Annotated in this window: 12 protein-coding genes; 3 read left to right on the top strand and 9 right to left on the bottom strand. The window is 74.3% G+C overall.

The features are described from left to right. Window positions 1-84 precede the first annotated feature (84 nt). Window positions 85-234 carry an SCO1431 family membrane protein gene (locus tag ACVWNX_RS29680; RefSeq protein ID WP_454411263.1) on the bottom strand — a complete coding sequence of 50 codons (150 nt, stop codon included), beginning with the start codon at window positions 232-234 and terminating at the stop codon, window positions 85-87. 496 nt (window positions 235-730) lie between these two features. Here ACVWNX_RS29680 and ACVWNX_RS29675 point away from each other — a divergent pair, with 496 nt between their 5' ends. Continuing rightward, window positions 731-2,302, top strand: a complete 1,572-nt coding sequence (locus ACVWNX_RS29675) for a M1 family metallopeptidase (protein WP_454411262.1) — start codon at window positions 731-733, stop codon at window positions 2,300-2,302. A 35-nt stretch (window positions 2,303-2,337) separates the two neighbouring features. Here ACVWNX_RS29675 and ACVWNX_RS29670 read toward each other — a convergent pair whose 3' ends face one another. Then, window positions 2,338-3,741: a C39 family peptidase gene (locus ACVWNX_RS29670; RefSeq protein WP_454411261.1), complete on the bottom strand. Its 1,404-nt coding sequence runs from the start codon at window positions 3,739-3,741 to the stop codon at window positions 2,338-2,340. A gap of 392 nt (window positions 3,742-4,133) precedes the next feature. On the opposite strand from ACVWNX_RS29670, the gene ACVWNX_RS29665 reads away from it, so the two are divergent. Further along, window positions 4,134-4,763: a uridine kinase family protein gene (locus tag ACVWNX_RS29665; RefSeq protein WP_454411260.1), complete on the top strand. Its 630-nt coding sequence runs from the start codon at window positions 4,134-4,136 to the stop codon at window positions 4,761-4,763. A 547-nt stretch (window positions 4,764-5,310) separates the two neighbouring features. Beyond that, entirely contained in the window at window positions 5,311-7,176 is a 1,866-nt protein-coding gene (locus ACVWNX_RS29660) for an AAA family ATPase (protein ID WP_454411259.1), read from the top strand. 203 nt (window positions 7,177-7,379) lie between these two features. On the opposite strand, the gene ACVWNX_RS29655 is transcribed toward ACVWNX_RS29660, so the two are convergent. From ACVWNX_RS29655 to ACVWNX_RS29625, 7 genes are all read right to left on the bottom strand, one after another. Further along, window positions 7,380-7,889 carry a PH domain-containing protein gene (locus tag ACVWNX_RS29655; RefSeq protein ID WP_454411258.1) on the bottom strand — a complete coding sequence of 170 codons (510 nt, stop codon included), beginning with the start codon at window positions 7,887-7,889 and terminating at the stop codon, window positions 7,380-7,382. Between the two features lie 23 nt (window positions 7,890-7,912). Next, window positions 7,913-8,761, bottom strand: coding sequence for an ATP phosphoribosyltransferase (hisG, locus tag ACVWNX_RS29650; protein ID WP_454411257.1), 849 nt, complete (start codon window positions 8,759-8,761; stop codon window positions 7,913-7,915). Between the two features lie 175 nt (window positions 8,762-8,936). Continuing rightward, window positions 8,937-9,209 (bottom strand): phosphoribosyl-ATP diphosphatase, encoded by a 273-nt coding sequence (locus ACVWNX_RS29645; RefSeq protein ID WP_454411256.1) that lies wholly within the window; start codon window positions 9,207-9,209, stop codon window positions 8,937-8,939. Between the two features lie 51 nt (window positions 9,210-9,260). After that, window positions 9,261-9,746 carry a 6,7-dimethyl-8-ribityllumazine synthase gene (ribH, locus tag ACVWNX_RS29640; protein ID WP_454411255.1) on the bottom strand — a complete coding sequence of 162 codons (486 nt, stop codon included), beginning with the start codon at window positions 9,744-9,746 and terminating at the stop codon, window positions 9,261-9,263. Between the two features lie 114 nt (window positions 9,747-9,860). After that, window positions 9,861-11,210 (bottom strand): bifunctional 3,4-dihydroxy-2-butanone-4-phosphate synthase/GTP cyclohydrolase II, encoded by a 1,350-nt coding sequence (locus tag ACVWNX_RS29635; protein ID WP_454411254.1) that lies wholly within the window; start codon window positions 11,208-11,210, stop codon window positions 9,861-9,863. Further along, entirely contained in the window at window positions 11,207-11,860 is a 654-nt protein-coding gene (locus tag ACVWNX_RS29630) for a nicotinamide mononucleotide transporter family protein (protein ID WP_454411253.1), read from the bottom strand. Before ACVWNX_RS29630 ends, ACVWNX_RS29635 begins: the two co-directional genes overlap by 4 nt. Beyond that, a complete protein-coding gene (locus ACVWNX_RS29625) occupies window positions 11,857-12,459 on the bottom strand; it encodes a riboflavin synthase (RefSeq protein ID WP_454411252.1) in 603 nt (200 codons plus the stop codon). Before ACVWNX_RS29625 ends, ACVWNX_RS29630 begins: the two co-directional genes overlap by 4 nt.

The following is a 12,459-nucleotide window of genomic DNA, read 5'->3' as shown; positions in this document are numbered from 1 at the left end:
ATGGCAGAGCCGGGACCCCGGGCCGGCGGCTCCGGGCGGTCCGGGCGCCCTCGGGGGAGGGCTCCGGGACCGCGCGGCGGAGGGTCAGACGAGGCCGAGACGGGTCACCAGCACCGCGATCACCACGACGAGGGTCCAGCCGAGGACGTGTTCGAGGACGGCGGGACCGTCGGGGACGGGGCCACCGGTGCGGGTGGTTGCGGCCGGGCGGGGAGCGGCGGAGTTCGCGGTCATGGCGTCTCGCTGTCGTCGTGCGGTGGGGAACTCCCCCGAAGGGGTCGTTTCACTGTGCCATCCGGGGCGTCCCGTCCGGTAGAGACGTCGGTCACGCCCCGGTGACCGGGGGAACCTGGGGGCGCACGGGGAGTGAGCGGGCGAAGCGGCGCGTACGGGAAGGGCGCGCGAACCGTCGTTCACTCCGGCCCATCGGCATCGCCACGGTTGCGCGCGCAACGGTGGGCGGCCGGGCCCTGTCTACCGGGAGGGGCGGCGCGCGCCCCGCCCTCTCCGGCTCCTCCGTCGGGCCGGGCCACCCCGGCACGGCTCCCCGTCCCCCGTCTCAGCGTCCTGCACCGACCACCCGCACCACCCGCACCACCCGCACCACCCGCACCACCCGCACCACCCGCACCACCCGCACCACCCGCACCCGATGATCCGAGTCCGCACCCGACGTTCCGAGCCCGACGTTCCGAATCCGAGCCCCCGTCCGACGAACGGAAGGATTCCGGTGACACCGCGTCCACGGTCCGCACGGCTTCCCCAGCCTCCCCCGACGCCCGACGCCCGCACCGCGCCCCGGGGCACCCGCCGCGCCCGGCGCCGACGCGCCCGCACCGCCGCCGTCACCGTGCTCGCCACGGTGACCGTGCTGACCGGCCCGGCCTCGCCCTCCGCCGCCCCCGGTGCCGGTCCGGCCGCCCTCCACCGCACCGCCACGCCCGGCGCCCCGGGGGCGGGCGACCCGCTCTTCCCCCTGGACGGCAACGGCGGCTACCGGGTCAGCCGCTATCTGGTCGACCTCGACTGGCGGGCGCCGCGCACCGCCTTCCCCGCCACCGCGACGATCCTGGCCCGCGCCACCCAGGACCTCTCCCGCTTCCACCTGGACTTCGCGGGCAACGTGCTGCGGTCGGTCACCGTGAACGGGGAGGACGCCCGTGCCGAACGGGACGGCGACGAGCTGATCGTCACCCCGGCGCGGCCCCTGGCGGAGGACGGCGCCTTCACCGTGGTCGTCCGGTACACCGCCGACCCGACCCTGACCCGGCACCGCACCGACGCCATCGAGGACTACGGCTGGATCCCCACCCCGGACGGCACGGTGGTGTACCCCCAACCCAACGGGGCCCGCATGATCTTCCCCGCCGACGACCACCCCAGCCGCCGCGCCCCCGTCACCTTCCGGATCACCACCCCCGCCGGGGTCGAGGCCGCCGCGGGCGGGCGGCTCGCCGGACGCGACGAACTGCCCGACGGCCGGGTCCGCTGGACCTACGACTCGGAGGGACCGGTCGCCGCCCAGCTCGTCCAGGTCGCGATCGGCCAGTTCACCTTCGTGGAGGGCCGGGGGCCGCGCGGACTGCCCCTGCGGGACGTGGTCCCGGACGCGCTGGTGGAGTCCACCGCGCGCTACCGGGAGCTGACCCCCGGGCATCTGGCCTGGCTGGAGGAACGGCTCGGCCCCTATCCGTTCGACCGCTACGGCGTCCTCGTCGGGGACACCGACCTGGGGGTCGCCCTGGAGACCCAGACGCTCTCCCTGGTGCCCAAGGCGGACCTGCTCGGGGACCGGGTCTCCGCCGAACGGAACCTGGTCCACGAACTGGCCCACCAGTGGCTCGGCGACAGCAACGGCATCCGGGAGTGGTCCGACCTCTGGCTCAGCGAGGGACACGCCCGCTTCTACGAGCGGCTGTACTCGCAGGACCACGGGGGCACCGCCCTGGAGACGGCGATGAAGGCGGCGTACGAGCAGCACGACCAGTGGCGCCGCGACTTCGGCGCGCCCGCCGAGCCGACCGAGCCCCAGCTGTTCAAACGGATGCGGTACGACGGCTCCGCCCTGGTCCTGTACGCGCTGCGGCAGCGGGTGGGGGACGCGTCGTTCCGCCGGATCGAGCGGGAGTGGGCCCAGCGCCACCGGGGCCGGACCGCCGGCACCCGGGACTTCGTCGCGCTGGCCTCCGAGATCGCCGGTGAGGACCTGGACGCCTTCCTGCGGCCGTGGCTGTACGGGACGAAGACCCCGCCGATGCCGGGCCACCCGGACTGGGCGGTACGGCCGCCGACCGGCCCCTGACCAACCGCCCCGGCAGCGCCGTGGGCGTCGGCGGATCAGCCGACGCCCACGGCGGCCAGGGCCCGGCGCCGTTCCTCGTCGGGGCCGGTGGGGTAGTAGAGGTAGCAGACCCCGCCCGCCCCGGCGACGGCCTTCCCCGAGGCGTCGTACCGCCGGGTCCGCAACCAGGCGTTCTCCCACTCGCGCCGCCGGTAGACCCGGCGTACCTCGTCGTTCGAGGCGGACGAGGGGTCGTTGGCGACCACGTCCCCCTCCGCCGTGAAGCCCACCACGGTCATCAGATGGCCGGGGGTCCCGTACCCCGCGCCGGTCAGCTCCGAGGACCGGAAGGAGAGCGAGGCGATCACCGGGACGCCCACGGCGATCAGTGCCTCCAGGTCCCCCAGCGAGGTGAGCCGGGTGACCACGGCCTCCAGGTCCCGGTGGGTCGCCGCGTAGGCGGCGTTGAAGGGCCAGTTGCCGCAGCCCCGGTAGGCGTGGTCGTAGGTGGCCCGCGCGGCGTGGCAGACCTGGGGGTCGTCGTAGGCCGGGTCCACCCAGGCGAGGTCGGCGGCGGTGGGGCCGCGCCCCCAGTACTCGATCACCATCTGCGAGGAGGCGGGCGAGCACCAGGCCGCGCCCCCGTTGTCGTACTCCGGGTACCGCCCGGCGTGCACGTACTGGGCGTAGCGGGGCACCCGCAGCTCCCGGTGCGCGCCGGGGGCGGAGGGGGTGGAGGCGGGCACGGTGAAACGGTCCGGCAGGTCGGAGGTCGTCAGTCCGAGCCGCCAGACCAGCGGACCGCCCGTACCGCCCGTACCGCCCGGGGCCCGGTACAGGGTGACCCGCACCCGGCAGGCGGCCAGCCGGAGCCCGGAGTCCGGGTCGGTGAGGGCGAGGGTGTCGGTGCGCACCGCGCTGCGGCCGTCGTCCTGACCGTCGACGGAGGCGCGCCGGACGTCCCCGTCCCCGGCGGCCCAGTCGCCCATGACGTACCAGGGGGACCGGGAGCCGTCGCTGTAGGTGGCGCGCAGTTCGACGCGGAGCCAGGTGCCGGACGGGGTGTGGGCGTTCCAGGAGACGATCGCCTCGGTCGCCGGGGCGGGCAGCGGGTGTTCCGGTCCGGTCCACACCGCGTGTTCCCAGGTGGCGGAGGTGCCGCTGTGCGGGTCGGTGCGCTGGATGCGGCCCACGGGCGCCGCGACGGCCAGATGCGGACGGGCGGCGTCCACGACCCGGGTGCCCTGGGTGGTGCCGGACGCCCAGTCGGCGGCCGAGGTCCAGGCGTGGTGGGCCACCGGCCGCGCGGCCCGGTCCGCCGGGGACGGGGCCCCGGAGGACGGTGTCCGGACGGCGGGAGCGGCGGCGGCCGGGGCGGGGGCCCCGGCCACGGCGGCGCAGGCGGCGGCGCAGACGGTGGTGAGCACCGTCCGGCGTGAGGTTCCCTCGGCTGCGGTCATGGACGGACCCCCGGTCGGTGCGCGGTGACGGCGGGCGGTCCACGGGCCGGGACCGCCGTGCGCCACTATCGCCCCGGGCGCCGGACAGGGGCCAGCGCCACCCGGGCGGCCGGGGTGCGCGCACCCGGCTGGAGCAGCGCGGACGGTCGTAGGCTGGAGGGACGATGTCCGCTCCCCCGCCGCCTTCCCCACCCCCGTCCGCCGGACGCCCGACCGCGCCGCCGCCGTCCCGCGCGCCGTCGCCGCCGCCGTCGGCCGGGGGGTCCCCCGGGTCTTCGTCGTCGGCCGGGCCCTCACCGTCACCGTCGGCCGGGCGCACGCCGTCATCCGGACCGCCGCCACCGTCGCCGTCCTCCGGGCCGCCGCTGTCAGGCGGGGTGGAGTGGCTCGCGGTGGAGTTGGCGGCCGCGCCGCCGTCCTGCGGTCCGGTGCGGCTGGTCGCGGTGGACGGGCACGCCGGTTCGGGGAAGACGACCTTCACGGCGCTGCTGGCCGACGCCCTCGGCGGCGCCCCCGTGCTGCACCTGGACGACGTGGCCACGCACACCGGACTCTTCGGCTGGACGGACCGGTTGCTCGACGGGGTCGTGGCGCCCCTGGCCCGGGGGGAGGACGCGCGGTACGCCCCGTACGACTGGACCGCCCGCGCGTTCGGCCCGCTCCGGGTGCTGCCGTCCGCTCCGGTGGTCCTGCTGGAGGGGGTCGGCGCCGGACGGCGGGCGCTACGGCCCCGGCTGGCCCGGGTGGTGTGGATGGAGTACCCGGCGCGGGCCGCCTGGGAGCGGGGCCGTCGGCGGGACGGTCCGGCGCAGGAGGCGTTCTGGCGGGAGTGGACGGAGGCCGAGCGGGCCCACTTCGCCGGTGACCCGTCACGGCCCCACGCGGACTGGCTGGTCCGTCAGTACCCCGGGGGGTACGGGGTGTCGCCCGGACCCGCCGGGACGGCCGACGCCTCCGACGCCGAACACGCTTCCGGTGCGACGGAGACCACACGGGACGAGCCGTTCCCTCACGGAGCGTGAGGTTCCCCGGGGGTGCTCGGCGGTACGTCGAACGCGCTCCCTTTCGGCGCCCCAACTCCGCTTGACCACACGGCCGTACAGGTTGACCACACGGCCGTACAGGTCTTACGTTCTGAATGTGCGGCCTTCGGGTCGCCCGCTCGCGCGAAGCCCCCGGTCGTTCCCCCGTGACCGGGGGCTTCGTTCTGTCCCGAACATCCGCTCCACCCGGTTCGTCCCCGCGCGCGAGGGCGCCGATCGCTCACTTTCCGTCACCACGGCGTACGCCCCGCACACCCCTGCCGTCCCCTCCATACCAGTGGGCCCGCGCGCGTCCGGGCTTCGCGCACCGGGCATTCCGGGCACCCTTAGATCCAGCCCCGTCACGCGGGTACGATGCGTTCCGTGCGAGCAACGGACGGGCCGCTCGGCGCACCGGGTCAACTTCCGTCCACGGCACAGCGGTTCCACACGGGTCGACAGGGGCAAGTGAACTGTCAATGGCCGGTACCGACTGGCACCGGCGAGCACCGGCACATCATCGGGGGCACGGCTTGTGGGGGACGTGATGGACTTCGGCACCCAGGGCGCTCCGGCCCCGGCGGAACTCGCGTGGCTGCGCGGTGTGGACGCCTACACCATGGGCGCGTATCCGCAGGCGGAAGAGGAATTCAAGGCGGCCGTCCGACAGGATCCGGGCATGGCCGACGGCTGGCTGGGACTGCACGCGCTCCGGGTGGACACCACCGCCGCGCTGCTGCGGATGCACCAGCACCGCGAACGCTTCGGCGAACAGCGCGCCCGGCACCGACGGGCGCTCAACTCCTGGTACTGGCTCGGCTGGTGGGTGCAACCGGTCCTGGAACGGCCGCGTGACCTGCTGCTCGCCCACGCCTCCCACTGGCTCGACGGACGGCACGTCCCCGAGCTGGACCGGGCCCTCGCCGGGCTGCCGCCCGTGGACACCGATCCGCAGGTGCGGTTCCTGCACGCCTGCCGCTCCTATCTGGTCAAGGACTGGGAGCAGCTCGTCCGCCACACCGATCCGCTGCTCGACGACCCGCTGCTCGGGATCGAGGCGGGGCTGTTCGCCGGGATGGCCCGGGTCCGGCTGGAGATGTTCGGCCAGGCGGAGCCGCTGCTGTCGGCCGCGCTGATGCGCTGTCGCAGCGAACAGCCGCAGCGCAAGGAGCTGCGGTACTGGCTGGCCCGGGCGCGCGAGGGCACCGGACGGAGCGCGGCGGCCCTGCCGCTGTACCGGGCGGTGCACCGGGTGGACCCGGCGTTCATGGACACCTCGGCCCGGCTCGCCGCCATCGCCGAGGGCGAGGGCTTCGACGACGCGCTCGACCTGGGGAGCTACGCGGTGCCCGCGCCCGGCGCGGGCGACCCCGCCGGGGCGGATCCGCTGTCCGCCGCCGCCGAGGGCCGGGACCTCAAGGTGGGCGAGCCCCCGCCGGACCCGGCCGCCGTCGGGGCGCCGGGCGTCCGGGACGCCGTCCGGGAGAAGGCCGTCGCCCCCGCCCAGCACCGGACCGCCACCGCCGCCGACCCCGCGCTGCTCGCCGACGCCCTCGCCGAACTGGAGCGCATGGTCGGGCTCGATCCGGTGAAGCGGCAGGTCAGGGCCTTGTCGGCGCAGCTGAACATGGCCCGGCTCCGAGCCGGACAGGGCCTTCCGGTGCAGCCCCCGAAGCGGCACTTCGTCTTCTCCGGTCCGTCCGGGACCGGCAAGACCACGGTCGCCCGAATACTGGGCAGGGTCTTCTACGCCCTCGGGCTGCTCGGCGGGGACCATCTGGTGGAGGCGCAGCGCGCCGATCTGGTCGGGGAGTACCTCGGCCAGACCGCGGTGAAGGCCAACGAGCTGATCGACTCCGCGATCGGCGGGGTGCTCTTCCTCGACGAGGCGTACGCGCTGTCCAACTCCGGTTACGGCAAGGGCGACGCGTACGGCGACGAGGCGTTGCAGGTGCTGCTGAAGCGGGCCGAGGACAACCGCGACCACCTGGTGGTGATCCTCGCGGGGTACCCGGAGGGCATGGACCGGCTGCTGGCCACCAACCCCGGGCTGTCCTCGCGCTTCACCACCCGGGTGGACTTCCCCTCGTACCGTCCCCTGGAACTGACCGCGATCGGCGAGGTACTGGCCGCCGAGAACGGGGACGCGTGGGACGAGGAGGCGGTGGACGAGCTGCGCTCCATCAGCGGACACGTCGTGGACCAGGGGTGGATCGACGAGCTGGGCAACGGCCGGTTCCTGCGGACGCTGTACGAGAAGAGCTGCGCGTACCGGGACCTCAGGCTGTCGGGCTACACCAGCACCCCGGGCCGGGACGACCTGGCGACGCTACGGCTGCCGGACCTGATGCAGGCGTACGGGGAGGTGCTGTCGGGGCGGGGTCCCGGCAAACCCCGGGCGACCGGGGCCTGATCCGGTCCGTTCTCCGGATGGCCGGGCCCTGGTCCCGTCCGTTTCTCCGGGCGGCCGGGGCCGGGCCGTCCGCCCGCCCGTGCGTTTCCGGACGGCCCGGACCCGGCCCCGCCCGTCACCGGTCCGCTCGACGGTGGACCGGATCAGGCAACCAGCCGGTGGGGCGGGTCCGGTGTCGTCGGGCCCGCCGCCGTCACCACGGCTCAGGCGCGGTGGCCGGTGCCGTGTTCCTGGACCAGGGCGCGCAGGGCGCGCGCGTCGGCGATCGCCCGTTCGCGGGCCATCCCGGGCTGGATGCCCATGGCGGCGAGGCTGGTGCCGTCGCTGAGGTCGAGGAAGACCCAGGCGTCACCGGGGCGCAGATTGACCTGGATGACCTGGGCCCACTCCAGCCGCCGCGAGGAGGCGATGTTGACGACGGTCAGCCCCCGCTCGTCCGCGACGATCCTCGGCCTGCCGAGCAGGGCGAGCCCGGCGAGGCAGAGCACACCGGTGAAGACGAAGCTGGTGCGCTCCCCCGGGCTGAGGTGCGGCAGGACGATCGCGATCACCGTGAGCACGGCGAGGATCGCCACCCCCGACACCAGCAGGACGGCCCGGATGAGGGACGGCCGGAAGGTGACCGGCAGGGCGGGCGGCGCGGGGAGCGCCGCCGGGGCGGACGGGCCGCCGGGGGCCGGGGCGGGGGTGTCGGACGGGGTGCTGTCGGACATGAGGGGGGCTGCTCCGCTGCTTCTCAGAGACGGCAGGCGTGGATGGCCGTGGTGAGGATGGCCCGCGCGCCGAGTTCGTAGAGGTCGTCCATGATCCGCTGGGCGTCCTTGGCGGGGACCATCGCGCGGACGGCGACCCAGCCCTCGTTGTGCAGCGGGGAGACGGTGGGCGATTCCAGCCCGGGGGTGAGCGCGACGGCGCGCTCCAGGTGTTCGGCGCGGCAGTCGTAGTCCATCATCACGTACGTCCGGGCGACCAGGACGCCCTGGAGGCGGCGGAGGAACTGCTGCACCTTGGGGTCGTCGTCCTCGGCGCCGGTGCGGCGGATGACGACGGCCTCGGAGGTCATGATCGGCTCCCCCATCACCTCCAGGCCCGCGTTGCGCAGGGAGGTGCCCGTCTCCACCACGTCGGCGATGACCTGGGCGACCCCGAGTTCGATGGCCGTCTCGACGGCGCCGTCGAGGTGGACGACGGAGGCGTCGATGCCGTGGTCGGCGAGGTGCTTGGCGACGATGCCCTCGTAGGAGGTGGCGACCGTGAGCCCGCCGATGTCCGCGACGCCCTCGGCGATGCCCGGCCGGGTGGCGAAACGGAAGGTGGAGCGGGCGAAGCCGAGCGGCAGGATCTCCTCGGCGTTGGCTCCGGAGTCCACCAGCAGGTCACGTCCGGTGATGCCGATGTCGAGCTTGCCGGAGGAGACGTAGATCGCGATGTCACGGGGGCGCAGGTAGAAGAACTCGACCTCGTTGACCGGGTCGACGATCACCAGCTCTTTGGACTCCCGCCGCTGCTGGTAGCCGGCCTCATGGAGCATCGCCGACGCAGGTCCGGACAGTGAACCCTTGTTGGGGACGGCGATGCGCAGCATGAGGCCAGTTCCTTCGCGTGTGACGAGCGGGGTGGGGTACTACGGGGTGCTACCGGGCTACGGGTACGGCGGGGTGGTGCGTCGGGCGCGTGACCGTGGGGGCGGACCCGGTGACGGGCGCCCCCACGGACGCGCGGGGTGGTGGGGACGAGCGCGGGCCGGTGTGGCGCGCGCCCTACAGATGGGCGTACACGTCGTCCAGGGAGATCCCGCGCGCGACCATCATCACCTGGACGTGGTACAGCAGCTGGGAGATCTCCTCGGCGGCGGCTTCCTTGCCCTCGTACTCGGCGGCCATCCAGACCTCGGCGGCCTCCTCGACGACCTTCTTGCCGATGGCGTGGACGCCCTTGTCGACCAGTTCGGCGGTGCGTGAGGTGGCGGGGTCGCCGTGGGCGGCCTTCTGCTGCAGCTCCGTGAAGAGCTGCTCGAACGTCTTCTTGGACATGGTGGGGACCACTCTACGGGAACCCCGTGGGCGACCCCCAACGGACCGTGGTCAGCGCCAGGGTTCGGAGACCGTGCGCAGGGTGGCGGCGGTGGCGACGGCGGCGGTGACGGCCTCGTGGCCCTTGTCCTCGCGGGAGCCCTCGATCCCGGCGCGGTCCAGGGCCTGCTCCTCGGTGTCGCAGGTCAGGACGCCGAAGCCGATGGGGACGCCGGAGTCGACGGCGACCTGGGTGAGCCCCTGGGTGACGCCCTGGCAGACGTAGTCGAAGTGGGGGGTGCCGCCGCGGATCACCACGCCGAGCGCGACGATGGCGTCGTAGCCGCGGCCCGCGAGGACCTTCGCGACGACGGGCAGTTCGAAGCTGCCGGGGACCCTCAGCAGGGTGGGCTCGTCGATGCCCAGTTCCCGCAGGGCGCGCAGGGCGCCGTCGACCAGTCCGTCCATGACCTTGTCGTGCCACTGCGCCGCGATGACGGCGACGCGCAGGTCGCCGCAGTTCTTCACGCTCAGTTCGGGTGCGCCCTTGCCGCTCACGCGCTGCTCCTCTTCTCGTGGGTGGTACCGCGCCGGCCGGTGCGGGGCGGTGGTGGTGCGGTCGTGCGGGTGGTGCCGTGGTGCGGGGGGTGCCGGGGGGCCGGGGGGCCGGGGTCACTGGTTGGCGCAGGTCCGGGTGGCCGGGGCGTCCAGCCAGGGCAGGTCGTGGCCCATCCGGTCGCGCTTGGTGCGCAGATAGCGCAGGTTGTGCTCGCCCGCCTGGACGGGCATGGGCTCGCGGCCCCGGACGACCAGACCGTGGCGCACCAGGGCGTCGGTCTTCTCCGGGTTGTTGGTGAGCAGCCGCAGGCTGCGCACCCCGAGGTCGCGGAGGATGCGGGCACCGGCGCCGTAGTCGCGGGCGTCGGCGGGCAGGCCCAGTTCGAGGTTGGCGTCCAGGGTGTCGTGCCCGCGCTCCTGGAGTTCGTAGGCGCGCAGCTTGGACATCAGCCCGATGCCCCGTCCCTCGTGGCCCCGGAGGTAGACGACGATGCCGCGCCCGGCGGCGGCGACGCGTTCCATGGCGGCCTGGAACTGGGGGCCGCAGTCGCAGCGCAGCGACTGGAAGACGTCCCCGGTGAGGCACTCGGAGTGGACGCGCACCAGCACGTCCTCGCCGTCGCCGACCTCGCCGTGGACCAGGGCGAGGTGTTCGACCCCGTCGGTCGCGCGGTACCCGTAGGCGGTGAAGTCGCCGTAGGCGGTGGGCAGCCGCACCTCGGCCTCGCGGCGGACGGGGAGGTCCCCGGGGACGACGCGGACGAGGGAGCCCTCGATGGCGCGGCGGTAGGCGATCAGGTCCGCGATGGAGATGATCGTGAGGCCGTGCTTGCGGGCGAAGGGGATCAGTTCGGGCAGCCGCAGCATCCGGCCGTCCTCCCCCGCGATCTCCACGATGGCCCCGGCGGGGCGCAGTCCGGCGAGCCGGGCGAGGTCGACGGCGGCCTCGGTGTGGCCGTCGCGGGCGAGGACGCCGCCGGGCCGGGCGCGCAGCGGGAAGACGTGGCCGGGGCGGACGAATTCCCCGGGTCCGGACGTCCCGTCGGCGAGCAGCCGCAGGGTGGTGGCGCGGTCGGCGGCGGAGATCCCGGTGGTGACGCCGTGGGCGGGGCCCGCGTCGACGGAGACGGTGAACGCGGTCCGCAGGGACTCGGTGTTGCGTTCGACCATCTGCGGGAGCAGCAGCCGGTCGAGTTCGGCGCCCTCCATGGGGGCGCAGATCAGTCCACGGCACTCGCTCATCATGAACGCGACGATCTCGGGGGTGGCCTTCTCGGCGGCGATGACGAGGTCGCCCTCGTTCTCGCGGTCCTCGTCGTCCACGACGACGACGGGGCGGCCCGCGGCGATGTCCGCAATGGCCCGCTCCACCGGGTCGAGGGCGAACCGCTCGTCGTCGTCCGGGGACGGGGCGGGGGCGTGCCCCGCCGGGAGGGTGGCGCCGGTGGCCGGGTGGCCGGTCATGCGGGAACTCCTTTCAGCGTGGGCCGCGCCGCCGCTCGGGAGCGCAGCCACCAGTCGCGCATGCCCCACAGGGCCAGGGCGAAGTAGAGGACGTAGACGAGCCCCGAGAAGGCGAGCCCGCTGGAGAAGGCGAGGGGCACCCCGACCAGGTCGACGAGGAGCCAGGCGAACCAGAACTCCACGAGGCCCCGGGACTGGGCGACCATCGCGGCGAGGGTGCCGACGAAGACGTAGGCGTCCGGCCAGGGGTTCCAGGACAGGTCGGGCAGGGCGGTGAAGAGCAGACCGACGGCGAGGGTGCCGAGGGCGGTGCCCGCGAGGAGCAGTCCGCGCTCGCGCCAGGTGGCGAAGCGGACGGCGAGGGTGCCGTCCTGGGCCTGCCGGGTGCCCCGGGTCCACTGCCGCCAGCCCCATACGGCGACCGCGATGACGATCAGCTGTTTGCCGACGCCGCCGATCAGTTCGGCGTGGGCGTTGGCGACCACGAGGACCGCTCCGGCGAGGAACTGGGCGGGCCAGGTCCACACGGAGCGGCGCCAGCCGAGGGCGAGGGCCGCCAGCCCGATGGTGTTGCCGATCAGGTCGGACCAGATGACCCGCTGGTCGAAGGCGGTGAACGCGGTGGACTGGAGCCAGCCGACGCCGCTCATCGGACGTCTCCCCGGGAGCCGAGCAGCCGCTCGACGTACTTGGCGATCACGTCGACCTCCAGGTTGACCGGGTCGCCGGGCTGCTTGAGGCCGAGCGTGGTCAGGTCGAGGGTGGTGGGGATGAGGCTCACGGTGAAGAAGTCGTCACCGGCCTCGACGACGGTGAGGCTGACCCCGTCGACGGTGATGGAGCCCTTCTCGACGACGTAGCGGGCCAGCTCCCGGGGCAGCGAGATCCGGACGATCTCCCAGTGCTCGGAGGGCTGGCGCGCCAGGACGTTCCCGGTGCCGTCGACGTGGCCCTGGACGATGTGGCCGCCGAGCCGGTCGCCGACCGCGGTGGGCCGCTCCAGGTTGACCCGGGAGCCCACGCCGAGGGCGCCGAGGCTGGACCGCTTCAGGGTCTCGGCCATGACGTCGGCGGTGAACTCGTCGTCCGCGCGCTCCACGACGGTCAGACAGACGCCGTTGACCGCGATCGAGTCGCCGTGCCGGGCGTCCTGGGTGACGACGGCGCCGCGCAGCCGGAAGCGGGAGGCGTCGCCCAGCTCCTCGACCGCGGTGACCTCGCCCAGCTCTTCGACGATTCCGGTGAACAC

Source organism: Streptomyces sp. JNUCC 64 (genome assembly GCF_054484115.1).
Note: the sequence above shows the minus strand (reverse complement) of the source record. Positions and strands in the feature narration are given on the sequence as shown.

What these genes read in the sequence shown, in the direction of transcription:
- ACVWNX_RS29680 (WP_454411263.1), bottom strand. Translation starts at nt 234, where the DNA reads ATGACCGCGAACTCCGCCGCTCCCCGCCCGGCCGCAACCACCCGCACC.
- hisG (WP_454411257.1), bottom strand. Translation starts at nt 8,761, where the DNA reads ATGCTGCGCATCGCCGTCCCCAACAAGGGTTCACTGTCCGGACCTGCG.
- ACVWNX_RS29655 (WP_454411258.1), bottom strand. Translation starts at nt 7,889, where the DNA reads ATGTCCGACAGCACCCCGTCCGACACCCCCGCCCCGGCCCCCGGCGGC.
- ACVWNX_RS29670 (WP_454411261.1), bottom strand. Translation starts at nt 3,741, where the DNA reads ATGACCGCAGCCGAGGGAACCTCACGCCGGACGGTGCTCACCACCGTC.
- ACVWNX_RS29635 (WP_454411254.1), bottom strand. Translation starts at nt 11,210, where the DNA reads ATGACCGGCCACCCGGCCACCGGCGCCACCCTCCCGGCGGGGCACGCC.
- ACVWNX_RS29660 (WP_454411259.1), top strand. Translation starts at nt 5,311, where the DNA reads ATGGACTTCGGCACCCAGGGCGCTCCGGCCCCGGCGGAACTCGCGTGG.
- ACVWNX_RS29645 (WP_454411256.1), bottom strand. Translation starts at nt 9,209, where the DNA reads ATGTCCAAGAAGACGTTCGAGCAGCTCTTCACGGAGCTGCAGCAGAAG.
- ACVWNX_RS29630 (WP_454411253.1), bottom strand. Translation starts at nt 11,860, where the DNA reads ATGAGCGGCGTCGGCTGGCTCCAGTCCACCGCGTTCACCGCCTTCGAC.